Origin of the sequence: Massilia sp. YIM B02769 (genome assembly GCF_030411995.1) — a bacterium.
GTDB lineage: Bacteria > Pseudomonadota > Gammaproteobacteria > Burkholderiales > Burkholderiaceae_D > Telluria.
In genome coordinates this window covers 173,333-200,145 of record NZ_JASNRC010000002.1, presented here as the reverse complement: position 1 = coordinate 200,145, position 26,813 = coordinate 173,333, and the positions used below count along the sequence as shown (strand labels likewise).

The window sequence follows — 26,813 nt, the reverse complement described above, 5'->3', positions numbered from 1 at the left end:
TGGCCATTTCCCCTATTCCACTAACTGGTTACGTATCGCATAGGTGGTCAATTCGGCACTGGTTTTCAGGTTCATCTTCGCCAGCAGGCGCGCGCGGTATTCGCTGACTGTCTTGACCGACAGCGACAATTCGCGCGCGATTTCGCTCACTGTCTTGCCCGAGGCGATCATGGTCAGGGTCTGGAACTCGCGGTCCGACAGGCTGTCGTGCACCGGCGCCTCGTGGTCGCTGCCGACACTGTTCGCCAGCGCCTGGGCCAGCGCCGCGCTCACGTACTTCTGGCCGCCGGCCACTTGCCGGATCGCATTCACCAGCTCGCGCGGCGCGCTCTGCTTGGTGAGATAGCCGGCCGCCCCGGCCTTCAGGGCGCGGATGGCGTACTGGTCTTCGCGGTGCATCGACAGCATCAGCACGGCCAGCTCGGGCTTGTCCTGCTTGATCTGCTTGAGCACCTCGATGCCGTTGCGGTCGGGCAGGGAGATGTCGAGCAGCATGACGTTGGGGCGCGATTTGCGGAACAGCTTGACGGCGTCGAGGCCGTTCTCGGCTTCGCCGGCGACAACGATGTCGCGCTGCTCGGCCAGGATCTGCTTCAGGCCTTCGCGCACGATGGCATGGTCGTCGGCGATGAAGACGCGGATGGTTGCTTTGTCGGTCATTGTTGCGTGTTGTCTTTCGAGGCCGCCGGGGCCAGCCTGATCTTGATGGTCACCATCGTGCCACCTCCGGGCGCCGCCGACAAGGCCAGGGTCCCGCCCAGCGCCCGCGCCCGCTCGCTCATGCCGCGCAGGCCGAAGGAGTGCGGCTTCAGGCGGTCGGCCGGCAGCATGCCGCGGCCATTGTCGGCGATGGCGAGCGTCAGATGCTGGCGCTGGCGCCGTAGCGTCACCGTCACGCGGGTGGCGCCGGCGTGCTTGGCGACATTCGTCAGCGCCTCCTGGAAGATGCGGAACAGGGCCGCGGCGTGGTCGGGGTCGAGCTCGATGTCGCGCTCGGCGCTGCGAAAGACGCAGGCGATGCCCGTCGTCTTTTCGAATTCGCGCGCCTGCCACTCGAGGGCGGCAACGATGCCCAGGTCCAGCGTCGAGGGCCGCAAATCGAGCGAGATGCGGTGCACCGCCTCGATGCTGCGGTCGACCAGGCTGTCGAGGTAGGCGGCCTTTTCCTGCAGTTGCGGGTCCTGGGGCAGGCGTGCGCTCAGCATCGACAAGGCCATCTTGATGGCGGTGAGGTTGCCGCCCAAATCGTCGTGGATCTCGCGGGCGATGCGCGCGCGTTCCTGTTCCTTCACCTGCTCGCTGTGCTCGGTCAGTTCGGCCAGGCGCGCGCGCGAACGCAGCACGTCCAATTGCTCGTTCTTGCTCTCGGTGATGTTGGTCATGATGCCGTCCCACTGCACCGCCCCGTGCGCCGCCGGGTGCGGGGTGGCGCGCAGGTTGATCCACTTGACGTCTTTCCAGGCCTCAATCCAGATCCGGCCTTCCCAATTCCAGCCCGACAGGCTGACCTTCGATACCGCCATCGTCTCCAGGTAGCCCTTGCGGTCCTCGGGCAGGATCAGGCGCAGGAACAGATCGGGGTCGGCCTGCAATGCCGCCGGTTGCACGCCGAGCAGGGCGGCGCAGCCTTCGCTCAAATACGGATACTCATGGCGGCCGTCGGCGCCGAGTACGAACTGGTAGACCAGGCCCGGGGTGTGGTCGACGATGGCGTTGTAGCGTGCCTGCGACTGGGCCAGGGCGGTGGCGGCGGCCTGCTCGGGCGAGAGGTCGTCGCCCATCGCCAGCAGCAACTCGCGGCTGTCGCGCTGGATGCGTAAAAACGTCAGCTTGGCCGGGTACAGGCTGCCGTCGGCGCGGCGCAGGCGGGTGCGCAGGCAGCGCTGCTCGCCGATCTCGTCGCCCAGGCCGGCCAGCAAGCCGTTCAGGGCAGTGCCGTCGAGTTCCGGGGCGACCAGGCTGACATTCGCGCCATGCAAGGCGTCGCCTTCGTAGCCCAGGTTCTGGCGCGCGGCGCCGTTGACGTCGACCAGGGCCAGGGTGGCGGCGTCGATCAGGAACATTTCGGAAGCGGCCGCCTGCATCGGGGCGGCCAGGATCGGCTCGGCTGTGTTCATGGGCGTTCGGATTCGGTGGATTGGCGGCGCCGGCGCCACAGCGAGACGAAGCGGCGGAAGGCGCGCGCGCTGCGCGTGGCATGGCGGCTGCCGAAGGGCACCGACGGGCGCAGCTGGCGGCGCAAAAGGCGCAGGTTGCGGCGCAGGCTGCTGCGCAGGGCGGACACGCCGCGCCGCAGCCGCACATAGGTCGGGCTGGCGCGCAAACGGCTGATGACATGGTCTTTGAACATGATGAAGCGATTGTGCCACCTCGCAAACCAGACCAGCGCCAGCAAGGATGGCAGGGTCAGCACGTACAGGCGCGCCACCACCGCCGCGCCGCCCAGCTTGGCGACGACGAAGGTGGCCACGCCCCACATCGGGTGGCCGTGGGCGATTGCCAGCAGGGCCAGCAGCTTGACCGGCAGCAGCAGCAAGCCCGGCAGCGCGAACACCAGCAGGGCAGGATAAGGCGGCAGGCGCCGTACCGCGTTTTCCAGCCAGGCCAGCGGCGGCCAGTCGGCGATGCCGCTGGCGCAGCGGCTGCCCCAGCGCCACAGCCATTCCTCGAGCAGCAGCAACAGCGCGGCGACATACAGCAGCGGCGCGAGCAGCGGAGATCGGGAAGGGGGTGTCGGCTTCATCCCTGCGATGATAATGCAATCCGGCGGCGCTTCCGCTCCCATATCCTTATAATAAGCTTATGAATAAGGCATTCGTAAAAGAGAGCGACAACGACGACGATGACGAAGCCGTCGCCCTGGCGCAGGCCATCCCGGCCGGCGCCAAGAACTACATCACGCCCGCCGGCTACCAAGCCATCAAGGACGAGCTGCTGCAGCTGATCGACGTCGACCGGCCGGAGGTCGTGCGCGTGGTGCACTGGGCCGCCTCGAATGGCGACCGCTCGGAAAACGGCGACTACATCTACGGCAAGCGCCGCCTGCGCGAAATCGACCGCCGCATCCGCTTCCTCACCAAGCGCATGGACTCGGCCTTCGTGGTCGACCCGAGTGTCCATTATGGAAACGATCAAGTGTTTTTCGGGGCGACTGTTTCCTATTCGAATACAGCCGGCGAAGAGCACACGGTGACCATTGTCGGCGTCGACGAACTCGATCCGCTGCGCGGACGCATCAGCTGGGTGTCGCCGGTGGCGCGCGCGCTGACCAAGGCGCGCGAGGGCGATGTCATCACCCTGCAGACGCCGAACGGTGTCGACGAGCTGGAAATCCTCAGCGTCGAATACCCGGAACCGATCGCTGACTGATCCACGCTTCAATCCGGCATGGCTGGTAAGATGCGTGCCATGAACCGACCTCACGACCCCGCGCGCGAGTCTGACGTCCTGGCCGCGCTGCGCCAGGGCACGAACGCACGCCACGAACGCCTCGACAGCGGCTTGCCCTTGTCGAAACCCGACGCCACCCTGGCCGACTATGCCACCCACCTGCAACTGCTGCGCGCCTGGCTGGCGCCGATGAAAGAGTGGCTGGCCGGCTTCCACGACGGCCCGCAGGGTGCCGGGGGCTTGCCGGAGGCGCCGCACCTGTCCCTGATCGAAGCCGACCTGGCCGAGCCGTCGCTGGCCGGGCTTGCCGCGCCTTTGCCTGCGTCCGGCCCGGGCTGGCCGGCTGACGCCAGCGCCGCCTACCGCTGGGGCGTGGCCTATGTCGTTGAAGGCTCGCAACTGGGTGGCGCGGTGCTGTACAAACGCCTGACCGATCAGCTTGCGCCGCATCCGCTGCGCTACCTGCGCGGTTCGGGCGAAGAAGGCCCCGGCCCGCGCTGGCGCGCCTTCATGCTGGCGCTGCGTGCCGAAGTGCGGGGCGAGCAGGAAGTCGCCGACGCCTGCGCGGGCGCCTGCGATGCCTTCGATCGCATCCTGGCGCTGGCCGGGGTCTGAAACGCTGTCGCGACGGCTTGTCACAGCGTAGGATGGACGGCTACACCGTATGGCGTGCGGACACGCTGCCGAACTGCCGTCCACGCGTTCAACCGGCCTCCGCTCAGCCGCGCATCGGTTCCGGCGTGGGTTGAACGCGTGGACGGCGCGATAGCCGCAAGATGTTCACCCGAGCGGGTGCAGCCGTCCACCCTACGAGCTTGTGAAACCAAAAAAAACAGCCCACCGAAGTGGGCTGTTCGTCTGTATCGCCTGAACCTCAGGCGCGCTCGCGCTCGACCCGGTTCACGCCCGCTACCCTGCGCAGGTTGCGGATCAGATGCGCCAGATGCACCCGGTCCTTCACCTGGATCGTGAAGCGCAACTGCGTCATCATGTTTTCGTCGTCCTCGTCCATGCCGACATACGTGATGTTGCCGTCCGACTCGCCGATCTCGGCCGCCACGCGCGCCAGAATCCCCTTTTCGTTGTTGATCAACAGGCGGATGCGGCAGTCGAAGCGGCGGTTCAGCTCCTCGCCCCATTGCACGGCGATCCAGCGGTCCGGTTCCTTGGCGCGCAGGCGCTTGGCCGGCAGGCAGTCGGCGGTGTGCACCACCAGGCCCTGGTCGCGCCGCAGCTGGCCGACGATGCCGTCGCCCGGGATCGGCAGGCAGCATGGCGCCAGCTGCACCGACACGCCTTCGCTGCCGTAGATGGTCACCGGGTCGATGTCGCCCGACAGCGGCTGGCTTGATGACGGCAGGGCGTCGTCGGCCCCTTCCATCAGGCCGAAGATATGGCGCGCCACCAGCGCCGGCATGCGCTTGCCGATGCCGATGTCGGCGTACAGCTCGTCCATCGACTTGGCCGAGGATTCCGCCAGCACGCGCTCGATGGTCGATGCCGGCAGCTCGGCCGGGATGCCGCGCGCTGCCAGCGCCTGGGCCAGCAGGTCCTGGCCGAGTTCCACCGATTCGTTGACGTTCACGGTGCGCAGGTGGTGGCGGATCGCCGAACGCGCCTTGCCGGTGCGCACGTAGCTGAGCCAGGTCGGGCTCGGGCGCGAATCCGGGTCGGTGACGATCTCGACGATGTCGCCGTTGTGCAGCTCGGTGCGCAGCGGCTGGGTTTCGTTGTTGATCTTCACCGCCACGCAGTGGTCGCCGATGCCGGTGTGGATCGAATACGCGAAGTCGAGCGCCGTGGCGCCGCGCGGCAGGGCGATGATCTTCGATTTCGGCGTGAACACGTACACCGAATCCGGGAACAAATCGACCTTCACGTGTTCGAGGAATTCGGCCGAGTCGCCGGTCTGCTGCTGGATGTCGAGCAGCGACTGCAGCCAGGCGTGGGTGCGCTGCTGCAGGTCCGACATGTTCTGGTCGCCGGTCTTGTACAGCCAGTGCGCCGCCACGCCGCTTTCCGCGGTGCGGTGCATGTCCTGGGTGCGGATCTGGAATTCGACCGGGGTGCCGTAGGGGCCGATCAGGGTGGTGTGCAGCGACTGGTAGCCGTTGATCTTGCGGATCGCGATGTAATCCTTGAACTTGCCGGGCATCGGTTTGTACAGCCCGTGCAGGGTGCCGAGCGCCACGTAACAGTTGGGGATGTTGTCGACCACGACGCGGAAACCGTACACGTCGAGCACCTGCGAGAACGACAGGTGTTTATTCCGCATCTTTTTATAGATGCCGAACAGGGTCTTTTCGCGCCCATACACCTCGGCCTGGATGCCGGCCATGGCCAGGGTCTGCTTCACCGATTCGAGGATCTTTTTCACCACCTCGCGCCGGTTGCCGCGCGCCGACTTCACCGCCTTGGTGAGGGTGCGGTAGCGCAGCGGATACAGGTGCGAGAAAGCCAGGTCCTGCAGCTCGCGGTAGATGTTGTTCAGGCCGAGGCGGTGGGCGATCGGCACGTACACTTCCATCGTCTCGCCGGCGATGCGGCGCTTTTTCGCCGGGACCATGACGCCCAGCGTGCGCATGTTGTGCAGGCGGTCGGCCAGTTTTATGAGAATGACGCGCACGTCCGAGGCCATGGCCAGCAGCATCTTGCGGAAGTTTTCCGCCTGCGCTTCCACCAGGCTCTGGAACTCGATCTTTTCCAGCTTCGACAGGCCGTCGACCAGGTTGGCGACCGGCGCGCCGAAGCGTTCGATCAGCTCTTCCTTCTTGACGTCCTGGTCTTCGATCACGTCGTGCAGCAGGGCGGCCATGATGGCTTGCGCATCGAGCTTCCACTCGGCGCAGATCTCGGCCACCGCGATCGGGTGCGAGATATACGGTTCGCCCGACTTGCGCACCTGGCCGAGATGCATCTCGTCGGAGAAGCGGTAGGCTTCGCGGACTTTCTTGAGTTCGGCGGGAGTGAGGTAGTCGGACAGCTTGTCGATCAGCTGGGTGACCGAGGCTACGCCGGGGGCAGGCGCCTCGGCAGTGTCTTGCGGCTTGCCCGGGCGCTTGGCGCGGGCAGGGGGATTGCCAGAATTAGTCGTATCTGGGGGAAACAGGTTCATACGTTATGTCGATCAGCCGCAGTGTCGTGACAGAATAACAGAATTACGGACTGCCGAATCGTGCAAGCCGGAACGCAAACCGGCGGGGGGGTACCCGCCGGTTGCTGGATGTAACTGACGGTATGACGCCAGGAATTACATCGGCACTTTCTTCAGCATTTCCAGGCCAACTTTACCGGCGGCGATTTCGCGCAGGGCGACGACGGTCGGCTTGTCCTTTGCTTCGACTTTCGGGGTGTGGCCCTGCAGCAGCTGGCGTGCGCGATAGGTCGCGGCCAGGGTCAGCTGGAAGCGGTTCGGGACGTTTTTCAGGCAATCTTCGATGGTGATACGGGCCATGGTGGTAACTCCAGAATAGATGGAAGCAGCGGCGCGGGCGACGCTGGAAAAATTACGGTTGTTGCAGTACGTGGATACCCAGCTGGGCAAACAGCGAGGCGTTGCGGGCGGCCTGTTGGGCGAAGCGGCAACGTGTCGCCTGGACAATCGCCTGTAGTTGGGCCAAGGCGACGTTGAACTCTTCGTTGATGATAGCATATTCGAACTCGGGAGCGTGAGCGATCTCGCCCCCGGCCGCCAGCAAACGGCGCGTGATGATGTGCGGTTCGTCGGTGCCGCGCTTGTGCAGGCGCTCTTCCAGGGCCGCGATCGACGGCGGCAGGATGAAGATGCCGGCCGCATCCGGGAACTGCTTCTTCACCTGGCGCGCGCCCTGCCAGTCGATTTCCAGCAGAATGTCGGTGCCCGACTTCATCTTCTCTTCGACGCTCAGGCGGCTGGTGCCGTAGAAGTTGCCGTGCACCTCGGCCCACTCCAGGAACTCGCCGCGGTCGGCGCGGCGCTCGAAATCCTCGGCGGTGGTGAAGTGGTAGTGCACGCCGTCTTCCTCGCCCACACGCGGGGCGCGCGTGGTGGTCGAGATCGACAGCTGGATGCCCGGTTCCTGCTTGAGCAGCGCGTTGACCAGGGTCGATTTGCCGGCGCCGGACGGGGCGGCGACGACGAACAGGCTGCCGGAGAAGGCGGTGGTGAGCATGGTGTGTTCCTTTTGATTCGTGTGTACTGTGGTTTTGGCTTGATACCGCGATTGTGCATCATAAAGCGAAGCCGGCGTCCTGCAAACGTAACGCGTGGGCACAGGGCGCCCACCCTACCGTATCCAACGTAGGGTGGGCGCCCCGTGCCCACGCGTCCAACCGGCTGATGCAAACCGCACCGCCATTTTAAATTGTGTTTACTCCAGGTTCTGCACCTGCTCGCGCATCTGCTCGATCAGCAGTTTCAGCTCCATCGACGCATCCGCCAGTTCCTTCACCGCCGCCTTGGCGCCCAGCGTGTTCGCTTCGCGGTTCAGTTCCTGCATCATGAAGTCCAGCCGCTTGCCGACCTGGCCGCCTTTTTTCAGGATGTGGCGCGTTTCGTTCAGGTGGGCCGACAGGCGCGACAATTCTTCCGAGACGTCGATGCGGATGCCGTACAGGGTTACTTCCTGGCGGATGCGCTCGAACACTTCCTGGCGGCTCAGCACCGAGCCGTTGCCGTGGCCGGCCAGGCCCAATGCATCCTGCATGCGCTCGACCGCCTTCTGCTGGAACTGCGAGATCACCTGCGGAATCAGCGGCGTGATGCGCTTGACGATGGCTTCCATCGCCTCGATGCGCGAGATCAGCATCGCTTCCAGCGCCGCGCCTTCGCGCCGGCGGCTATCGACAAAGGCGGCGATGGTGCGCGCGGTGAGGGCGGCGACGTCGGCCTGGAGCGACTCCTGGCCCACGTGGGCTTCCTCGACCACGCCCGGCCAGCGCAGCAGCTCGGCCACGGTCATCGGCTGGGCCTGGGTAAAGTGACGGCTGACTTCGCTTTGCAGGCGCGCCAGGTCGGCCAGCAGTTCGTGGTTCAGGGCTTGCGTGCCGCCGGCGGCCTTGCGGCCGAACGACAGGCGCGCCTCGACCTTGCCGCGGGTGATGGCGGCCATGATCGCCGCGCGCAGGTCGGGCTCCAGCGCACGCAGTTCGTCGTTGATGCGGAACTGCAGATCGAGGAAGCGCGAATTGACGCTCTTGATTTCGATCGTGAGGGTGCCGGCAGCGCCTTCGCTGGTGGCAACCGCATAGCCAGTCATGCTTGAAATGCTCAATGGAGTCCCCGGTTTTCAGGGCGCCCGGCTTTCAGGAAACCACGCACGCGATACGCGCGTATTTACTTTACCCGACGCTCATTATTCTTTACAAGACCGACATTTATCCACACAATCGCCGTGTTATGCAAGGAACTCTTCAGTATGGCCGCACAAAATAACGCACCCTTGCCGGATGGGCTGGAGATTGCCGGATATCGCATTGTAAAGAAAATCGCGTCCGGCGGGTTCAGTATTGTCTATCTTGCATATGATGCCGAGGGCAATGCGGTGGCCATCAAGGAATACCTGCCGAGCGCACTCGCCCTGCGCCAGCCGGGCGAACTGTCTCCCACCATCGCCAGGCCGAACGCGCCGCTGTTTCGCATCGGCCTGAAATGCTTTTTCGAGGAGGGCCGCGCGCTGGCGCGCATCGTGCACCCGAACGTGGTGCGCATCCTGAACTTCTTCCGCGCCAACGAGACCGTGTACATGGTCATGGCCTACGAATCCGGCCACTCGCTGCAGGAACATATCGCGCGCGTGGTAGGCAAGGGCGGCCGCCTGAACGAAGCCTTCATCCGCAAGGTGTTTACACGCGCCTGCCTGGGGCTGCGCGAAGTGCATGCCAACAAGCTGCTGCACCTCGACCTGAAGCCGGCCAACATCTACCTGCGCAGCGACTGCTCGCCGATCCTGCTCGACTTCGGCGCCGCGCGTCAGGCGATCAACAAGGACCTGATGGCGCTGGCGCCGATGTACACGCCCGGCTTCGCGCCGCCCGAGCTGTACGTGAAAGGTGCGCCGCTCGGCCCCTGGTCCGACATCTACAGCATCGGCGCGGCGCTGTTCGCCTGCATGAGCGGCGGCCCGCCGCAGGCCGCCGACGCGCGCAAGGCAGGCGATAAAATGGGCCCGCGCTTCGACTACCTGGCCACCATATATTCGCCCGAACTGGCCGGCGTGGTGCGTGCCTGCCTGGCGCTCGACCCGATGGCGCGTCCGCGCAGCGTGTTCGAGGTGCAGAAGGTCTTGCAGACGGCGCCGGCGACACCGCTGGCCGATGAACCGGCAAACGATCCGGCGCCGGCCCCAGGTGGCCTGCGTGGTTTGTTCAACCGCCTGGGCGGCTTCAAGCGCGCCAAATCGGGCAACGACTGAGGAACCAGCATGCAGTTTTCCGTCTACCAGCAAAGCCATATCGGCGGGCGCCGCGTCAACCAGGACCGCATGGGCTACTGCTTCACGCGCGACGCGCTGCTGCTGGTGCTGGCCGACGGCATGGGCGGCCACCTGCACGGTGAGATCGCCGCCACCATCGCCATGCAGACCCTGTCGATGCTGTTCCAGATGCAGGCGCGCCCTTACATCAAGAAGCCCGAGCGCTTCCTGGAAGAGGCGCTCACGCAAGCCCACCGCGACATCCACGCCTATGCCGCGCGCCACCAGCTGCCGGACACGCCGCGCACCACCATCGTGGCCTGCCTGGTGCAGCACAACTGCGCGCTGTGGGTGCACTGCGGCGACTCGCGCCTGTACTGGCTCCGCGGCGGCAAGATCCTGGCGCGCACGCGCGACCACTCGCATCTCGAATACCTGATCGACAAGGGCAAGGCCAGCCCGGCGGACCGCGCCGGCCACCCCGACCGCAACAAGCTGTACAACTGCCTCGGCGCGCAGACGCCGCCGCGCATCGACATCTCGCAGCAGATCGGCCTGCAGACCGGCGACGTGCTGATGCTGTGCTCGGACGGATTGTGGTCCTCGGTGCCGGACGACGAGATCGTGTTCAAGCTGGCCACGAAAACCGTGGTGCAGGCCGTGCCCGAGCTGGTGACCAGCGCCGTGGCGCGCGGCGGCGCACGCTGCGACAACACCACCGCCCTCGCCATTGCCTGGCAGGGGCTCGATAATGCCGACGCCGGCCTGCCGAACGTGGTCTCGACCCAGATGCTGCCCGAGGACCAGGTCAGCAGCACCATCGGCAGCGTCGATGCCGCCCCGGACCTCGACCCCTTCGACGAAGACGCCATCGAAAAGGCGATTGCCGAGATCAACCAGGCGATCGAGAAGTCTTCCAACATCCTCAAATAAACACAGGCCCATTACATGACCCTCTCCCGCCCTAGCGGCCGCGCCGTCGACCAGCTGCGCGACATCCGCATCACCCGCCAGTACACCAAGCACGCCGAGGGTTCGGTGCTGATCGAATGCGGCGACACCAAGGTGATCTGCACCGCCAGCATCGAAGACAAGGTGCCGGGCTTCCTGAAAGGGAAGGGGCAGGGCTGGCTGACCGCCGAATACGGCATGCTGCCGCGCTCGACCCATTCGCGCATGGACCGCGAAGCCGCGCGCGGCAAGCAGTCCGGCCGCACCCAGGAAATCCAGCGCCTGATCGGCCGCTCGCTGCGCGCGGCGTTCGACCTGGAAGCGTTCGGCGAGCGCACCCTGCACCTGGACTGCGACGTGATCCAGGCCGATGGCGGTACGCGTACCGCGTCGATCACCGGGGCGATGGTGGCGGCCTACGATGCGTTCTCGAAGCTGGTCGAGCGCGGCGTGCTGACCGCGGTGCCGGTGAAGCATTTCGTGGCCGCGATCTCGGTGGGGGTGGTTCAGGGTACGCCGGTGCTGGACCTGGATTATGTGGAGGATTCGGGGTGCGATACCGACATGAACGTGGTGATGACGGAGCAGGGCCATTTCATCGAGGTGCAGGGCACGGCGGAAGGCGCGGCGTTCGACCGCGCCGGCATGAACCGCCTGCTCGACCTGGCGCAGGCCGGCATCGCCGACCTGATCGGCCTGCAAAAACAGTCGCTCGGCATCCAGTAACCCGCAGCCTCAACCGTATGTTGGATCATTGATGCCGTTGGCATCAATGACAACCTGCCCACGCGGCGTGAACCGTACGGTGGGGTGTTTGAAGCCGGGGGCTTCAAACACGTGCCCACGCGGTTACGTGCTCGTCCTTGCACCTGCTGCGGGGACGACTCGCTCCGCGGCGTCAACGATGGACGACATGCCAACAATGCGCTTTTCGGATGCCGTGCCATCTGCCTCGTTTGCGACTTCGCCGGCGCTACCGTTGCGCATCGTTCCGCGTGGGCACGGAGTGCCCACCGTACGGTCGCCGCCGCGGGCCATGGCTCCGTCGGCGCAGCATATCCACAAGCGGTAAAATACCGCCTTCGCTCCATCCCGCCCGCATACCACCATGACCCAACGCCTCATCCTCGCCTCGAACAACGCCGGCAAGCTGAAAGAATTCCAGCAAATCCTCGGCCCGATCGGTTTCACCCTGCACCCGCAAGGCGAATTCAACGTGCCCGAGGCGGAAGAGCCGTTCGCCACCTTCGTCGAGAACGCCCTGACGAAAGCACGCCACGCCGCGCGCCTGACCGGCCTCCCGGCCCTGGCTGACGACTCCGGCGTCTGCGTGAATGCCCTCGGCGGCGCCCCCGGCGTGTACTCGGCGCGCTTTGCCGGCGAACCGAAGTCCGACGCCCGCAACAACGAAAAACTGGTCGCGGACCTGGCCGACAAAGCCGACAAATCGGCCTATTACTACTGCGTGCTGGTCTACGTGCGCCACGCCGACGACCCGCAGCCGATCATCGCCGATGGCCGCTGGGACGGCGAAATCATCGCTACCCCGCGCGGCGACAACGGCTTCGGCTACGACCCGCACTTCCTGATCCCGGCGCTGGGAAAGACCACGGCCGAACTCACGCCCGCCGAGAAAAACGCGCAATCGCACCGCGGCCAGGCCCTGCGCGCACTGGTAGAGAAACTGAAATGATCCCGATCAAAGTCGCCGGCGTGAACCTCGGCGAAGCACGTTCGCCGGCACAGGCGGCCCTGCAATACCTGCAGCCCGGTTCCCTGAACCTGACGGCCCTGCCGCCGCTCTCGCTCTACATCCACTTCCCCTGGTGCGTGCGCAAGTGCCCCTACTGCGACTTCAACTCGCACGAGGCGAAAGGCGAGCTGCCGGAAAAGGAATACCTCGACGCGCTGCGCCTCGACCTCGAGCAATCGCTGCCCCTGATCTGGGGCCGCCGCATCCACACGGTCTTCATCGGCGGCGGCACGCCGAGCCTGATGTCGGCCGCCGGCCTGGACCGCCTGATGTCGGACCTGCGCACGCTGCTGCCTCTGGAACTCGACGCCGAGATCACGATGGAAGCCAATCCCGGCACCTTCGAAGTCGAAAAATTCCGCCAGTACCGCGAGAGCGGCATCAACCGTCTGTCGATCGGCATCCAGAGTTTCAACGGCGAGCACCTGAAGGCCCTGGGCCGCATCCACGACGAGCGCGAAGCGCTGCGCGCGGTGGAAATCGCGCACAACACCTTCGACAACTTCAACCTCGACCTGATGTACGCGTTGCCCTCGCAGACCCTGGCGCAGGCCGAGCATGACCTGAAGACCGCGCTGTCGTTCGCGCCGCCACATTTGTCGCTGTACCACCTGACGATGGAACCGAACACGGTCTTCGCCAAGTACCCGCCGACCCTGCCCGACGACGACGCCAGCGCCGACATGCAGGACATGATCGCCGCGACCATGCCGGCCGCCGGCTACGAGCACTACGAAGTCTCGGCCTATGCCCAACCGGGCCGGCGCGCACGCCACAACCTGAATTACTGGAACTTCGGCGACTACCTCGGCATCGGCGCCGGCGCCCACTCCAAGTTGTCGTTCCCGCACCGTATCCTGCGCCAGGCGCGCTTCAAGCAGCCCGGCTCGTTCATGGAAGCGGCGAAGCGCGGCAACCCGGTACAGGAAGAGCACGAGATCGCGCGCGCCGACATGGGCTTCGAGTTCATGCTCAACACCCTGCGCCTGACCGAAGGCTTCGATCCGAATTTGTTCGGCGAACGCACCGGCATGAGCATCACCGCCATCTCGAAAGCCCTGGACGCCGCCGAAGCCAAGGGTTTGCTGACCCGCGACTTCAAGTTGATCAAGCCAACGGAACTGGGCCAGCGCTTCCTCAACGACCTGCAAGAGATGTTCCTCGGCGAAGGCAAATAACGGACGTTGGCGGGATGTCGTAGGGTGGGTTCTCGAACCCACCATGCAAACCGCCGCGCTGGCACCCAACAATAACCGGGCGCGATTGCTACCCCCGTGTCGCCCCCGCCAACGCCGCAATCGTCTTCGCCAACCCCTCCACCACGCGCGCCATGCTGTCGTAATCCAGCTTGTCCGGCGTATCCTGCGCCGTGTGGTAATACGGGTAGCGCATGAACGCCGTATCCGTAATCATCAACGCCGGATACCCGTGCCGGTTATACGACGAATGATCCGACAGCGTCACCCCCATGGTATGCGCCGGCGCCGCCAGTCCCTGCGCCGGGAAATCCGACGCCGCCTGGAATGCGGCCAACGCCTGCCGTACCAGCGCCGACGATTCGATCGTGCCGACAAAGGCAATGAAATTCCCGGTGTCCGGATACTGCCCATCCAGCCCCGGCGGCAGCTGCTGGCTGCCCGCCGCATCCGAGTAATAGCCCATCGTCTCCAGCACCAGCGCGCCCTCGACCGCCAGGCCTTGCCGTTTCAGCTCGGCCGCATGCTGCATGCTGCCCATTTCCTCGCCGAGGAAGAAGGGCGGTTCCTCGTTCACGAAGAACACGAAGCGCACTTCGGTACCTGCTGCCGGCTGCACCGTCTTGAGCAGGCGCGCCAGTTCCAGCACGGCGGCCGTGCCGCTCCCATTGTCGTTGGCCCCGGGTGCTCCCTGCGCTGAATCGTAATGCGCGCCGACGATGAAGATGCGCTCAGGCCGCTTGCCCTTCGCCACATTCGCCACCGCCACCTCGATATTGCGCACCCGTAGCTCGCCGGCCGCGTATTCCTGGCGCAAGGGCGTATAGCCGGCTTTTCTCAGCGTCGTTTCGATGTAGACGGCCGCGCGCTCGAGTTGCGCCGGCGTGCGCGTGTTGTGCTCTTCGGAAGCGACGGCAGCGACGTGCTGGCGCATGCGGTCGGCGAGCGTGGACGCGGCGCCGGCGTTTTCAGGCGTCAGCGTCATGACCGCCACCAGGATGAGCAGGAGGAGCGCAACGATGACTTTCCAATGTGACTGAAAAAAGTTTCGCATGGCAGTGTGCGGCGCCTGGAAGGGCGCCCTCAATGGCATCTACTGGTAGACCTGTTCAGTGTAGCCAAGTTCAACCCGATACCACCACACGAATCCGTGGCGAAAACCGTAGGGTGGTCGGCTCCACCCGGGATGCGGCATGACCGTGACGTATGCGCCGTCCACGCGTTCAACGCACGCCGGACATGGCCCGGGCTTGCACATGATGTTCGAACGCGTGGACGGCGCCAGCATCGCTGCCGAACAAACGCCTGGGTGAAGCCGTCCACCCTACGGTTGTCCAGTGTCGCCAAGTTCAACCCAAGACCAGTGCGCGTAGCGGCGGCGAAAAAAAACCGGAGCACACGGCTCCGGTTTTCATGCGATCAAACTAAGCGATCAGCGCGACGCCTGCGCCTCAGCCACAGGCTCGCTCCACCCGCCACCCAGCACGCGGTACAAGGTCACCTGGTTCTGCAAGCGCGCCAGGTTCGCTTCCACCGTCTGCTGCTGCGCCTGGAACAGCGAGCGCTGCGCATCCAGCAAATCCAGCTGGCTGGCCGCGCCGCTGCGGTAGCGCAGGTCGGACAAGTTGAAACGGTCCTGCTCGGCCACGGCCACCGCGCGCTGGGCGCGCAGCTGTTCGCTGTAGGTGGCCTGGCCGGCCAGCGCGTCCGCCACTTCGCGGAACGCGGTCTGGATCGAGCGCTCGTACTGGGCCACGGCGATGTCGCGGCCAGCCTGGGCCGATTCGACGCCGGCGCGCACGCGGCCGTAGTCGAAGATCGGCAGGATCGCCTGCGGCGCGAAGCTCCAGCCGAAGGTACCGCTCTTGAACAGGCCCGACAGCTCGTCGCTGACGCTGCCGGCGCTGCCGGTCAGCGAAATGCGCGGGAAGTAGTTCGCGCGCGCCGCGCCGATGTTGGCGTTTGCCGCGATCAGCTGCTGCTCGGCCGAACGGATGTCCGGACGCACGGTCAGCAGGTCCGACGGCAGGCCGGCAGGCAGGTCCGGCAGCTCGGTCGTCGCCAGGGTGGCGCCTTGCGGCAGGTCGGCCGGGATCGGCTGGCCCACCAGCAGGGTCAGCAGGTTGTTGTCCTGCTGGCGCAGGCGGCGCAGTTGCGCCAGGGTGGCGCGCGCCGTTTCCACCAGCGAGGCCGACAGCTGCAGGTCGAGCTTCGACGAGACGCCGTTGTCGAAACGCAGCTGGGTCAGGCGCAGCGATTCCTCGCGCGTCTTCAGCGTTTCCTCGGTGAGCGCCAGCAGCTCGTCGTCGGCCAGCAACGACAGGTAGCTGTTGGCGACCGAGGCGATCAGGCTGACCTGCGTGGTCTTGCGCGCTTCCTCGGTGGCGAGGAATTGCGCCAGCGCCGCTTCCGACAGGTTGCGCACGCGGCCGAAGAAATCGAGCTCGAAGGCGGACACACTCAGGCCGGCCTGGTAGGTGCTCGAGATCGGCTGGTCCTCGCCAACGGTCTGGCGGGTGCCGGTCACCGCCGCCGACACGGTCGGCAGGCGGTCGGCGCGGGCGATGCGGTACTGGGCGCGGGCCTGCTCGATGTTCAGGATCGCCACGCGCAGGTCGCGGTTGTTGGCCAGCGACAGCTCGATCAGCTGGCGCAGGCGCGCATCGGCGAAGAAGCGCTGCCAGACGATGTTGGCCGGCGCTTCACCGGTGGCGGTCGGCAGGGCCGTGCCGCCGACTTGCGGCATTTCCGGGAAGGCGGGGGCCACCGGCGCGGCCGGACGCTCGTACTTCGGCGCCAGGTTCATGCAGCCGGCCAGGGCCAGCGCCAGGACCAGGGGGGTAAAACGTTTCGTCTTGGTCATAACAGTCATTGGATTTTTTCCTTCGCTACGCTGCCGGTATCTTCGTGATGCGTGTACAGGTCGTTCTGGCGCTTGCTGCCCTTGAACAGCGTACGCACGACAACGAAGAACACCGGCACGAAGACAACGCCGAGCGCGGTTGCGGTGATCATGCCGCCCATCACGCCGGTACCGATGGCGCGCTGGCCTGCACCGCCGGCGCCGCTGGCGATCACCAGCGGCAGCACGCCGAGGATGAATGCCAGCGAGGTCATGATGATCGGACGGAAACGCAGGTGGGCCGCTTCGAGCGCCGCCTGGATCGGCGACTTGCCTTGCGCCTGCAGGTCCTTCGCGAACTCGATGATCAGGACCGCGTTCTTCGCCGCCAGGCCGATGATGGTAATCAGGCCGACCTTGAAGTAGACGTCGTTCGACAGCCCGCGCATGTAGGCCGCCAGCAGCGAACCCAGAATACCCAGCGGCACCACCAGCAGCACGGCCACCGGAATCGTCCAGCTTTCGTACAGTGCGGCCAGGGCCAGGAACACCGCCAGCAGCGAGAAGGCGATCAGGATGAACACGGTCGAGCCCGACAGGATTTCCTCGCGCGACTGGCCGGTCCATTCATACGCGAAGCCAGGCGGCAGCTGGGCTGCCAGGCGCTGCATTTCTTCCAGTGCCTGGCCGCTCGAGTAGCCCGGAGCCGGTTCGCCGGTGATCTTCATCGACGGATAGCCGTTGTAGCGGATGGTCTGCATCGGACCCGTGACCCATTCGGTCGACGCGAACGAGGACAGCGGCACCGGACGGCCCTGGGTGTTCAGGGCGTTGATGCGCAGCAGGTCGTCCGGCTGCATGCGGTTCGGCGCGTCGGCCTGCACGATCACGCGCTGCAGGCGGCCGGCGTTCGGGAAGTCGTTCACGTAGCTCGAACCCAGCGAGGTCGACAGCGCATTGTTGATCGCGCCGAAGGTCACGCCCAGGGCTTGCGCCTTGTCGCGGTCGATGTTGAGTTTCAGCTGCGGCGCGTCTTCCAGGCCTTCAGGGCGCAGGCCGGTCAGGACCTTGCTCTGCATCGCCATGCCCAGCATCTGGTTACGTGCCTTGACCAGCGCTTCGTGGCCATTGCCGCCGCGGTCCTGCAGGCGGAACGAGAAGCCGGTGCCGGTACCCAGTTCAGGGATCGGCGGCGGGCTCACCACGAAGATGAACGAGTCGCGCAGGGCGCCCATGTGCATCGTGATGCGGTTGGCGAAGGATTGCGCATCCTGGCCATCGCCTTTACGGTCGCTCCAGGCCTTCAGCGGAATGAAGGCGAGACCCATGTTCTGGCCCTGGCCCGAGAACGAGAAGCCGGTGACGGCCACGATGTTCGCGTATTCCGGCTGCTTCATGACGAAGTCTTCGAGCGCGTGCAGCACCACGTTGGTACGTTCGGCGGTGGCGCCCGGCGGCAACTGGATGTTGGCGATCACGTAGCCCTGGTCTTCGTTCGGCAGGAAGGAGTTCGGCAGGCGGGTGAACAGCAGGCCAACGATACCGACCAGCAGCACGAACACCACCATCCAGCGGCCGGCGCGCTTCAGGATCGAGCCGACGAAGCCCTCGTAGCGCTTGGCGCCGGCGGCGAAGTTACGGTTGAACCAGCCGAAGAAACCCTTCTTCTCGTGGTGGTGGCCGGCTTCGACCGGTTTCAGCAGGTGCGCGCACAGCGCCGGGGTCAGCGACAGCGCCAGGAAGGCCGAGAAGGCGATCGAGGTCACCATCACCGCCGAGAACTGACGGTAGATGTTGCCGACGGCGCCGGCGAAGAACGCGAGCGGCACGAACACCGACATCAGGACCACGGTCACACCGATGATCGCGCCCGAGATCTGGCCCATGGCCTTGCGGGTTGCCTGCAGCGGCGGCAAGCCTTCCTCGGACATGATGCGCTCGACGTTCTCGACGACCACGATGGCGTCATCGACCACGATACCGATCACCAGCACCATGCCGAACATGGTCAGCACGTTGATCGAGAAGCCCAGCGCCAGCAGGCAGGCGAAGGAACCCAGCAGCGCGACCGGAACGACGATGGTCGGGATCAGGGTGTAGCGGAAGTTCTGCAGGAAGACGAACATCACGACGAACACCAGCGCGATCGCTTCGAGCAGGGTGTGCACCACTTGCTCGATCGAGATGTTGATGAAGGTGGTCGAGTCGTAAGGAATCGTGTACTTCATGCCATGCGGGAAGAACTTCGAGAGTTCCTGCATGCGGGCCTTGATCAGGTCGCCGGTTTCGAGGGCGTTACCCGATGGCGACAGCTGGACGCCGATACCGGCCGATGGCTTGCCGTTCAGGCGCGCCGAGGTAGCGTAGGCCTGGCCGCCGATCTCGATGCGGGCCACGTCCTTCAGGCGCACGGTGGAGCCGTCCGGATTGGCGCGCAGCACGATGTTGCCGAACTGCTCGACGGTTGCCAGCTGGCCGGCCACGACAACGGTGGCGGTGATCTGCTGGCCTTGCGCCAGCGGCAGGTCGCCGATGGTGCCCGATGCCACCTGGGCATTCTGCTGGCTGATCGCGCTGTTCACGTCCGACGGCGCCAGGTTGAAGCCGACCAGCTTGGCCGGATCGATCCAGATACGCATCGCCTTTTCGGTACCGAACAGCTGGGCCTGGCCCACGCCCTTGATACGCTGCAGTTCCGGCAGGACGTTACGCGAAGCGTAGTCGCCCAGCGCCACCGGGTCCCAGTTCGGATCGTCCGACGACAGGATGGTGAACAGCAGGAAGTTGGAACGCGACTTGTCGACGCGCACACCCTGCTGGGTCACGGCCGGCGGCAGGCGCGGGGTCGCACGCGACAGGCGGTTCTGGACATCGACCTGGGCCAGGTCGGGGTCGGTGCCGGTCTCGAACGAAATGGTGATGGAACCGGTGCCGTTGGCCTGGCTGGTCGATTCCATGTAGATCATGCCTTGGGCGCCGTTCATCTCGCGTTCGATGACGGAGATGACGGAGTCCTCGAGCACCTGTGCCGACGCGCCCGGATAAGCGACGTTGACGACGATGGCAGGAGGCGCCACGGTAGGGTATTGCGCGATCGGCAGCTGATTGACGGCTACACCGCCAAGCACCATGATGAACAGCGCGATCACCCAGGCAAAAATAGGGCGGTCAATAAAAAAACGTGCCATGAAAAGTCCTGTTCGTTTTACTCAGTGATGACTCGGCGAGCCATTACTGGCGGCTCTGGCCTGGGGTCGTCGCGCCGGCGGCCGGCGAACCGGCATCCGGGGTGCGCGAACCGGCCGCGGCATTCGTGGCGGTGGCGCCGGCGGCGTTCGGCTGCTGGGCCGGGTTGCCCGCGGCGGCCGGAGCGGCGGCGTTCGGCGCGGTCCAGGCGACCGGCTGCACCGGGGTGCCCGGTGGCATCATCTGCAGCTTCTGGAAGCCGTCGACCATCACGCGTTCGCCTTCCTTCAGCCCATCGGTCACGACCCAGTTGCTGCCTTCCTGCGACGCGATCTTGACGGTGCGCGGGGTCGGCTTGTTGTCGGCGCCGATCACCATCAGGGTGTCGCCGGTCTGGCCGCCGCGGGTCACGGCCTGCTGCGGGACCAGGATGCCCGACGGCAGTTCGGCTTGCGCCAGGCGCACGCGCACGTACTGGCCCGGGAGCAGGGCGTTGTCCGGGTTCGGTACCTGGGCGCGCAGGGTCACCTGGCCGCTGGTCGGGTCGACGGTCACGTCCGAGAACAGCAGCTTGCCCTGGCGCGACAGTACGGTGCCGTCGTCCAGGATCACGGTGACCGGGATCGCCGAGTCGATGCCGCGGTTGCCGGCCTGCTTGCGCAGGCGCTGCAGTTCCGAGGCCGACTGGGTGATGTTCAGGTACATCGAATCGGTTTGCTGGATCAGGGCCAGCTGGGTGGCTTCGGCGGCCGAGACCAGGGCGCCTTCGGTCACGAGCGCGCGGCCGATGCGGCCCGAGATCGGAGCATACACGTTCGAGTAGCCGACGTTGATCTGCGAGATCTTCAGCTGGGCCTGGGCCGAACGGACGTCGGCGCGGGCCTGCTCGGCGCTGGCGACGGCATTGGTGTATTCCTGCTTGCTGATGGCGTTGGCTTCGACCAGCGGCTTGTAGCGGTCGACGATGGCCGATGCCGCGGTCAGGTTGGCCTGGGCGCGGCCGACCGAAGCCTGGGCCGCGTTCAGCTCGGCCTGGTAAGGCGCCGGGTCGATCTGGTACAGGGATTGGCCCTGCTTGACGATGCTGCCTTCGGTGAAGGTGCGCTTGAGCACCACGCCATTCACGCGGGCACGGACTTCGGCCGTGCGGATCGCTTCGACGCGTGCCGGCAGTTCGGTTTCGAGGGCCACCGACTGGAACTTGGTGGTGATGACGCCGACTTGCGGCGGCGGCATCTTGGCGCCGGCGGCGCCTTGTTCGGCATCTTTCTTGCCGCAGGCCGACAGCAGGGTCACGGCCATCAGCGTGCAGGCAGCGATCCGGGTCATGGACAGAGGTGAGGAGTGGGCAGAGCGCATTACGTGTGCTTCCTTCTGGTTTTATTAAAAAGACAAAACCGTCCTCAAGGTCCCTGTCGAGACCCTGCGCACGGTAAGTCACTGGCTTTTACGAATTTTTTTATATACTATCACGAGTGTATGTTTAACGTGGTGCACCACAACAAAATTGGAGTCGGACATGGCCCGCAGGACCAAGGAAGAAGCGGCCGCTACGCGGGACAGTATTCTTGATGCAGCAGAGCAATTGTTTGTTGAGCAAGGTGTATCGCGGACGACCTTGCAGCATATCGCAACGGCTGCGGGGGTGACGCGCGGCGCGATTTATTGGCATTTCGACGACAAAGGCGCACTTTTCAATGCAATGATGGAAAGGGCGACCTTGCCGTTCGAGTGCAGCCTGGCCACCCAGAAGGACGACGACGGCGTCGCTGCGCTCGATGACCTGCGCCGCATGATGCTGGATATCTTCCGTATCACCGAGCAGGACCCCAAGGCGCGACGGGTGTTCGAGATCGCTACGCTGAAAGTGGAGTTCGTCAGCGAGCTGGACGCGGTGCGCGTACACCGTGCGCAGAACAAGGGGGAGTGGATGGACTACATCGAAAAGCGTATCCGGCTCGGCATCAGGGCCGGCCAGATCCGTCCTGACGTCGATCCGCACGCGCAGGCGCTCGGTCACTGGTCGCTGGTCGATGGCCTGATCCGCACCTGGATGTTCGAGCCGGATTCCTTCAGCCTGCTGCAGATCGGCCGCCAGATGGTCGATACGCTGCTCGACGGCATTCGCGCGCAACCGGCTAAATAATATAAAAAAGGCGCGGACCAGCCGCGCCTTCTTCAAGATGCCGCCACCCCGGCGGCACCGCCTTCATCAAGCTGCCACGCGCAGCTCTTCGATCATCTTCTTCAGCTTGGCCGAATCCGCCACGAACGCGCGGATGCCTTCGGCCAGCTTCTCGGTGCCCATCGCGTCTTCGTTCAGCATGAAGCGGAAGGTTTTTTCGTCGATGGCGATCTTCTCGATGTCGGCGCTCTCGTCCGCCACCAGCTTGCGCTCCACGGTGGCATCGCTGTCGGCCAGCTTCTGCAGCAGGTCCGGCGAAATCGTCAGCAGGTCGCAACCGGCCAGCTCCAGGATCTGCGAGGTGTTACGGAAGCTCGCGCCCATGACTTCGGTCTTGTAGCCGAACTTGCGGTAGTACTGGTAGATGCGCTTGACCGACTGCACGCCCGGATCGTCGGCGCCCTGGTAATCCGTACCGGTCGACTTCTTGTACCAGTCGTAGATGCGGCCGACGAACGGCGAGATCAGCTGCACGCCGGCTTCGGCGCAGGCCACGGCCTGGCACAGCGAGAACAGCAGGGTCAGGTTGCAGTGGATGCCTTCTTTTTCCAGGATCTCGGCGGCGCGGATGCCTTCCCAGGTCGAGGCGATCTTGATCAGCACGCGCTCGCGCGACACGCCGGCTTTTTCGTACAGGGCGATCAGTTCGCGGCCCTTGGCAACGGTCGCTTCGGTATCGAACGACAGCGCCGCATCGATCTCGGTCGACACGCGGCCCGGCACATACTTCAGGATCTCGACGCCGAAGGCGATCAGCAGGCTGTCGACGATCGCTTCGACCGAGGCGCCGTTGGCATCGGCGACGGCCTTTTCCAGCAGCGGACGGTATTCCGGCTTCTGCACGGCCTTCAGGATCAGCGATGGATTCGTGGTCGCATCCTGCGGCGCGTAGGCCTTGATCGACTGGAAATCGCCGGTATCGGCCACGACCGTGGTGTATTGCTTCAGTTGCTCGAGTTGATTCATATAATTTGCCTATTTAACAATATTGCCGAATATTCGTAGGGTGGGTTCTCGAACCCACCAACCTGCGTTTGATCGATCACTCCCGTAGGGTGAACACCTGTGTCCACGCGGTGCAGCACTGGAACGGTCGAGTTGCGAACCTGATCAGCAATCCGTCGCATCAATAAACGCTTGCACCATCGCCTCCAACCCCATGCGATCCTCTTCCGTAAACCGCTCCAGCACCGGACTATCGATATCGAACACGCCCACCAGCTTGCCATCCTTGATCACCGGCAGCACGATTTCCGCATTCGACGCCGAATCGCAGGCGATATGCCCCGGAAACGCATGCACGTCCGGCACCACAACCGTCTTGCGCTCGACGGCGACCGTGCCGCAGACGCCGCGCCCGAAGGGAATGCGCGCGCAGGCCGGCTTGCCCTGGAACGGACCGACCAGCAGATCCTGGCCTTCGCCTTTTTTCGACGGCACGGTGAAGTAGAAGCCGGCCCAGTTCAGGTCGGCGAGGGTGTCGTACACGAGTGCGGAAAACTGCGAAGCGTTCGCGGTGAGGTCGCGTTCGCCTTCGAGGACGCTCACGACCTGGCGTACCAGCAGGTCGTAGTCGGGACGGGTGCTGCGTTCTGGATTGATGTGCATGGACGGGCCGTAATGCTGGACGAAAACCGCTATTCTACAACCAGCATGGCCGATGAGGGCGGCGCTACCGCCCGTCTGGAACGGCAACACCCCGGCCGCTCGCGCCGCCGGGGTGCGCCAGATGTGGCTTTACTTCAGCGTGATCTCGAACAGCGCCGTCGTCCCGCTGATCTCGTTCGACACCACCAGCATCGGCTTGCCGTTCGGCGACTTCGCCGCCGGAATCACGACCAGGCCTTCCGGTCCGCGGTCGCCGCCATTCACGATGCCGTTATCGCCGTTCGCGTTCTTGACCACCGTGCCGGCGCCGGCGCGGGTGTTGATGTAGGTGACGTATTTCGACGCCGCCGGCTCGGTCACGTCGTACACCATCACGCCGCCCACGCGCTCCAGGCCGACGAAGGCGAAGGTCTTCTTGCCGAAGCGCTGCACCACCACGCTTTCCGGTTCAGGCCCTTTGTTCGGGCTGCGCGCATCGAGGGCGTCGGCTTCGTCATGGCCGGTGTTGAACGGGAAATCGTAGCCGGGCGTGCCGGCCAGCTGCGCGGTGATCGTCTCGAAGCCGTCGCCCGAGTCGTACACGCGCTCGCCGGTGGCGGCATTCCAGATCGAGAACGACCGCCCGCCGAAGGCAACCAGCTCGGTGCACTGGCCGGCGGCGTTCTTGCCGCTGTTGTTGCCGTTCGGCGTGGTGGTGATGCGCAGGCGGCCCAGGTTCGAGTCCTTGGTCAGGTTCGCCAGGTCGCCGCTGAAGCGCGTCGGGTCCAGGCCGGCCGTGCCGCAGTAATCGCGCACGCGGGTTTCTTCGTTGAAGCCGGGCCAGTCGGCGCGGGCGTCGCCCTCGTTGGCGGTGACCAGGTAAGTCGTGCCGCCCACCGTGTAGTTGGCGATACCGTCCGGCAGGTACATGCCCTTCACCGGCACCGGCGCGATCTTCACGAGCGGCGTGCCGCTGTTGGTGTTGACGCCGCCGTCCTCGTTGCTGACGTCCATGCCCATGCCGGGCAGGCTGTGGTCCTTGTAGCCGAGCGGGCGCACGGCGTTCACCTTGGCGCCGGCGATGTCGACCACGGCGATCGCATTGTTTTCCTGCAGCGTCACATAGGCGGTCTTGCTGTCGGCGCTGACGGTCGCGTATTCCGGTTCCAGGTCCTGGGCGACGCTGGCGCCGGGGCCATAGATGCGCACGCCGCTGGCGCGCAGGGCGTCGACCTGGTCGTTAAACGCGCCGAAGGTGGCGCGGCGTTCGACCGGTTTGCGCGGGTCGAGCACGTCGATGATGCTGACCGAGCCTTCCGGGTCGACCGAGTCGGCCTGGCCATAGCTGTTCGGCTCGCCCTCGTTGGCGACGACCACGTAGCGGCCGTCCGGCGTAAAGGTCAGCATGTCGGGCAGGGCGCCGACACCGACCGTCGACAGCGTGCCCAGATCGGCCGCGTTGACCAGGGCAACGATGCCATTCGAGGTCTTCGGATTGGCCTGGATCGCCAGCGCCACCACGCCGTTCGACACCGACACGCTGTTCACGCTGCCCAGGTTGGCGCCATACGATTCGGTGCGCAGGGTGCCGACCTGCACCGGGTTGCGCGGATCGGCGATGCTCCACACCTCGACCGTGCCGGTGCCCGAGCCGTTGACCACGAACAGGCGCTTGCTGAGCGGATCGTAGGCCGGGATTTCGTGGGTATCGACCAGCTTGCCGTCGACCAGGTCGCCGCCGAAGCCGCCGATGCGCGCCAGGCTCAGGGTGGCGGGCGTGGCTTCGATCACGGGCAGCCTGGCGGCGGTCTGGGCCAACGCATCGGCAAAGCTGAGCTTGTTCTCGCTGATCGCGCTGCCGAGCTTGACCAGCAAGCCGTCGATGGCGTTGTCGCTGCGTGCGGCAAACGCGGTGGCGACCGGGTCGAAGCCGGCCGGCAGCACGACCGTGGCCGGGAGCAGGGTAGCCAGCTGGGTGGTGGCATTCGCCGGCGCCTTGCTGTCGATGCTGCGCAGCGCGGCGGGGTTGGCCTTGATGCCGGCATACCAGGCGGTCGGCGACTGGCCGCTCATGACGGCCGTCTGCAGGCTGCTCAGGGTGGTGACGTTCGCCACGCCCGGCGCCACGGCCAGCGCGTGCAGGCGCTGGGTATTCTCGGCGCCGCCCCCGCTGCCGACCTTGCCGCCGGTCGCTTCGATCGCGCAGGGCAGGGCCAGGGTAGCGGAGGCGGGAACCGACCAGCTGCCATCGGCGCCGCTGGTAACGGCCGCCGGCGTGCCGGCTGCGCATTGCAGCGCCACGTTCGCGCCCACCAGCGGCGCACCGACCGCCACCACGCCGTGCAGCTCGATGCCGACCGGCGCCACTTCGTCCGGGCCATCGCCGCCGCACGCCTGCACCATCACCATCGTTGCGACCGCCATCGCGATCACCTTGCACCGCCCTCTGTATGCCTGCATTCATGCCTCCTTGGAAAGGCTTGCATTCTAGGAAAGGCAAATGACAGGATTGTGACGCCGGCCGTCATACGGTTTCTACCGATAATGCTCGGCGTCGGGCGGCGGAACGATCCAGCTGTGCATGCGTTCCTCGTAGACCGAGACGGTGGGCGCCGGGAAGTCCGGCTCGGCAAAGACGCCGACCGGGATCACGACGAAGCCGGGCAGGCTTTCGGGTTCGTAGTACACCGTGGCGCCGCAGGTCGGGCAGAAGTGGAACACCGCGCGCGCGCCCTCGTCGCCAACGCGCACGTATGGCGTCGACCGGCCTGCAACGGCGACGTGTTCGCGCGGGAAGCGCGCCTGCTGGGCGAACGGACTGCCGGTGCGGCGCTGGCAGGCCAGGCAGTGGCAGATCGAATTGCGCACGGGGTCGCCGCTCACCTGCGCCGTCAGCTGGCCGCAACTGCAGGATGCGAGTCGGGTCGGCATGCTTCCTCCCATGAACGTGAACACGGATGCGGCCGTGATCTTATTCCAGCGACCAGGCGTACTTGAACGTCACCTTGGCGGGTTCTTCCTCCCCTTCGGGGAATTCGTACGCGCATTTCGCCAGCTCGACCAGCGCGGCCTTGTCCAGCGCGGAGAAACCGGACGATTTGACCACCTTGCCTTCGAGGATAGCACCGTCCTTGGTGACCAGGTACTGCAGCGTGACGACACCCTCGTCGCCGTTGCGCGCCGAGGACTCGGGGTAGGCCGGCCGCTTGCAGTCCTTGTCGCCGGGACCCGGGCGGGCGACGGAAGGCATTTTTTTAGAAGAGACAAACTGGGCGGAAGCCGACAGCGGCAAGGCGAGGGCGAGCGCGAGGGCGCAAATCACAGGATGGAG

General features: G+C 65.4%; 24 protein-coding genes. 8 read left to right on the top strand and 16 right to left on the bottom strand.

Features of this window, described 5'->3' with window-relative positions:
* Window positions 1-12 precede the first annotated feature (12 nt).
* The 3 genes from QPK31_RS03620 to QPK31_RS03610 are packed head-to-tail and all read right to left on the bottom strand — an operon-like array spanning window position 13 to window position 2,743.
* Entirely contained in the window at window positions 13-660 is a 648-nt protein-coding gene (locus tag QPK31_RS03620; RefSeq protein WP_290421581.1) for a response regulator transcription factor, read from the bottom strand.
* Window positions 657-2,117 (bottom strand): histidine kinase, encoded by a 1,461-nt coding sequence (locus tag QPK31_RS03615; RefSeq protein ID WP_290421580.1) that lies wholly within the window; start codon window positions 2,115-2,117, stop codon window positions 657-659. Before QPK31_RS03615 ends, QPK31_RS03620 begins: the two co-directional genes overlap by 4 nt.
* Window positions 2,114-2,743, bottom strand: coding sequence for a hypothetical protein (locus QPK31_RS03610; RefSeq protein WP_290421579.1), 630 nt, complete (start codon window positions 2,741-2,743; stop codon window positions 2,114-2,116). The genes QPK31_RS03615 and QPK31_RS03610 overlap by 4 nt, the downstream gene beginning before the upstream one ends.
* Window positions 2,744-2,802: 59 nt before the next feature.
* Here QPK31_RS03610 and greB point away from each other — a divergent pair, with 59 nt between their 5' ends.
* Both greB and QPK31_RS03600 read left to right on the top strand, forming a co-directional pair.
* Window positions 2,803-3,369, top strand: coding sequence for a transcription elongation factor GreB (gene greB / locus QPK31_RS03605; protein ID WP_290421578.1), 567 nt, complete (start codon window positions 2,803-2,805; stop codon window positions 3,367-3,369).
* Window positions 3,370-3,408: 39 nt separating this feature from the next.
* Window positions 3,409-4,005, top strand: a complete 597-nt coding sequence (locus tag QPK31_RS03600) for a biliverdin-producing heme oxygenase (protein ID WP_290421577.1) — start codon at window positions 3,409-3,411, stop codon at window positions 4,003-4,005.
* Between the two features lie 259 nt (window positions 4,006-4,264).
* Here the strand turns inward: QPK31_RS03600 and QPK31_RS03595 are convergent, their stop codons facing one another.
* The 4 genes from QPK31_RS03595 to QPK31_RS03580 all read right to left on the bottom strand — a co-directional run bounded on the left by QPK31_RS03595 (window position 4,265) and on the right by QPK31_RS03580 (window position 8,627).
* Window positions 4,265-6,505 carry a bifunctional (p)ppGpp synthetase/guanosine-3',5'-bis(diphosphate) 3'-pyrophosphohydrolase gene (locus QPK31_RS03595; RefSeq protein ID WP_290421576.1) on the bottom strand — a complete coding sequence of 747 codons (2,241 nt, stop codon included), beginning with the start codon at window positions 6,503-6,505 and terminating at the stop codon, window positions 4,265-4,267.
* Window positions 6,506-6,640: 135 nt separating this feature from the next.
* The gene (gene rpoZ / locus QPK31_RS03590) at window positions 6,641-6,844 is read right to left on the bottom strand and encodes a DNA-directed RNA polymerase subunit omega (protein ID WP_005665923.1); all 204 of its coding nucleotides are present in this window, start codon (window positions 6,842-6,844) and stop codon (window positions 6,641-6,643) included.
* 52 nt (window positions 6,845-6,896) lie between these two features.
* A complete protein-coding gene (gene gmk / locus QPK31_RS03585; RefSeq protein ID WP_290421575.1) occupies window positions 6,897-7,541 on the bottom strand; it encodes a guanylate kinase in 645 nt (214 codons plus the stop codon).
* Window positions 7,542-7,739: 198 nt separating this feature from the next.
* Window positions 7,740-8,627 carry a YicC/YloC family endoribonuclease gene (locus QPK31_RS03580; protein ID WP_290421574.1) on the bottom strand — a complete coding sequence of 296 codons (888 nt, stop codon included), beginning with the start codon at window positions 8,625-8,627 and terminating at the stop codon, window positions 7,740-7,742.
* A 159-nt stretch (window positions 8,628-8,786) separates the two neighbouring features.
* Between QPK31_RS03580 and QPK31_RS03575 the strand changes: the two genes are divergently transcribed.
* The 5 genes from QPK31_RS03575 (at window position 8,787) to hemW (ending at window position 13,664) form a co-directional block, all read left to right on the top strand.
* The gene (locus QPK31_RS03575; protein ID WP_290421573.1) at window positions 8,787-9,782 is read left to right on the top strand and encodes a serine/threonine-protein kinase; all 996 of its coding nucleotides are present in this window, start codon (window positions 8,787-8,789) and stop codon (window positions 9,780-9,782) included.
* Window positions 9,783-9,791: 9 nt separating this feature from the next.
* On the top strand, window positions 9,792-10,715 hold the full coding sequence (locus tag QPK31_RS03570; RefSeq protein WP_290421572.1) for a PP2C family serine/threonine-protein phosphatase: 924 nt from the start codon (window positions 9,792-9,794) through the stop codon (window positions 10,713-10,715).
* A 15-nt stretch (window positions 10,716-10,730) separates the two neighbouring features.
* Complete coding sequence (rph, locus tag QPK31_RS03565) at window positions 10,731-11,459, top strand: ribonuclease PH (protein ID WP_290421571.1); 729 nt, start codon at window positions 10,731-10,733, stop codon at window positions 11,457-11,459.
* 382 nt (window positions 11,460-11,841) lie between these two features.
* Complete coding sequence (gene rdgB, locus QPK31_RS03560; RefSeq protein WP_229439941.1) at window positions 11,842-12,426, top strand: RdgB/HAM1 family non-canonical purine NTP pyrophosphatase; 585 nt, start codon at window positions 11,842-11,844, stop codon at window positions 12,424-12,426.
* Window positions 12,423-13,664, top strand: a complete 1,242-nt coding sequence (hemW, locus tag QPK31_RS03555) for a radical SAM family heme chaperone HemW (RefSeq protein WP_290421570.1) — start codon at window positions 12,423-12,425, stop codon at window positions 13,662-13,664. Before rdgB ends, hemW begins: the two co-directional genes overlap by 4 nt.
* A gap of 88 nt (window positions 13,665-13,752) precedes the next feature.
* Here hemW and QPK31_RS03550 read toward each other — a convergent pair whose 3' ends face one another.
* The 4 genes from QPK31_RS03550 to QPK31_RS03535 all read right to left on the bottom strand — a co-directional run bounded on the left by QPK31_RS03550 (window position 13,753) and on the right by QPK31_RS03535 (window position 21,039).
* Complete coding sequence (locus tag QPK31_RS03550) at window positions 13,753-14,667, bottom strand: M28 family peptidase (protein WP_290421569.1); 915 nt, start codon at window positions 14,665-14,667, stop codon at window positions 13,753-13,755.
* Between the two features lie 447 nt (window positions 14,668-15,114).
* Window positions 15,115-16,545 carry an efflux transporter outer membrane subunit gene (locus QPK31_RS03545; protein ID WP_290421858.1) on the bottom strand — a complete coding sequence of 477 codons (1,431 nt, stop codon included), beginning with the start codon at window positions 16,543-16,545 and terminating at the stop codon, window positions 15,115-15,117.
* Between the two features lie 5 nt (window positions 16,546-16,550).
* Window positions 16,551-19,712 carry an efflux RND transporter permease subunit gene (locus QPK31_RS03540; RefSeq protein WP_290421568.1) on the bottom strand — a complete coding sequence of 1,054 codons (3,162 nt, stop codon included), beginning with the start codon at window positions 19,710-19,712 and terminating at the stop codon, window positions 16,551-16,553.
* Between the two features lie 43 nt (window positions 19,713-19,755).
* Window positions 19,756-21,039 (bottom strand): efflux RND transporter periplasmic adaptor subunit, encoded by a 1,284-nt coding sequence (locus QPK31_RS03535; protein WP_290421567.1) that lies wholly within the window; start codon window positions 21,037-21,039, stop codon window positions 19,756-19,758.
* A gap of 190 nt (window positions 21,040-21,229) precedes the next feature.
* Here QPK31_RS03535 and QPK31_RS03530 point away from each other — a divergent pair, with 190 nt between their 5' ends.
* Window positions 21,230-21,856 carry a TetR family transcriptional regulator gene (locus tag QPK31_RS03530; protein ID WP_290421566.1) on the top strand — a complete coding sequence of 209 codons (627 nt, stop codon included), beginning with the start codon at window positions 21,230-21,232 and terminating at the stop codon, window positions 21,854-21,856.
* A 66-nt stretch (window positions 21,857-21,922) separates the two neighbouring features.
* Here the strand turns inward: QPK31_RS03530 and tal are convergent, their stop codons facing one another.
* The 5 genes from tal to QPK31_RS03505 all read right to left on the bottom strand — a co-directional run bounded on the left by tal (window position 21,923) and on the right by QPK31_RS03505 (window position 26,732).
* Entirely contained in the window at window positions 21,923-22,861 is a 939-nt protein-coding gene (tal, locus tag QPK31_RS03525; protein ID WP_290421565.1) for a transaldolase, read from the bottom strand.
* 144 nt (window positions 22,862-23,005) lie between these two features.
* Window positions 23,006-23,503 carry a GAF domain-containing protein gene (locus QPK31_RS03520; protein ID WP_290421564.1) on the bottom strand — a complete coding sequence of 166 codons (498 nt, stop codon included), beginning with the start codon at window positions 23,501-23,503 and terminating at the stop codon, window positions 23,006-23,008.
* A 129-nt stretch (window positions 23,504-23,632) separates the two neighbouring features.
* Complete coding sequence (locus QPK31_RS03515; protein WP_290421563.1) at window positions 23,633-25,906, bottom strand: choice-of-anchor I family protein; 2,274 nt, start codon at window positions 25,904-25,906, stop codon at window positions 23,633-23,635.
* Between the two features lie 111 nt (window positions 25,907-26,017).
* Window positions 26,018-26,413, bottom strand: a complete 396-nt coding sequence (locus QPK31_RS03510) for a GFA family protein (protein ID WP_290421562.1) — start codon at window positions 26,411-26,413, stop codon at window positions 26,018-26,020.
* 40 nt (window positions 26,414-26,453) lie between these two features.
* A complete protein-coding gene (locus QPK31_RS03505) occupies window positions 26,454-26,732 on the bottom strand; it encodes an energy transducer TonB (RefSeq protein ID WP_290421561.1) in 279 nt (92 codons plus the stop codon).
* Between the last annotated feature and the right edge of the window lie 81 nt (window positions 26,733-26,813).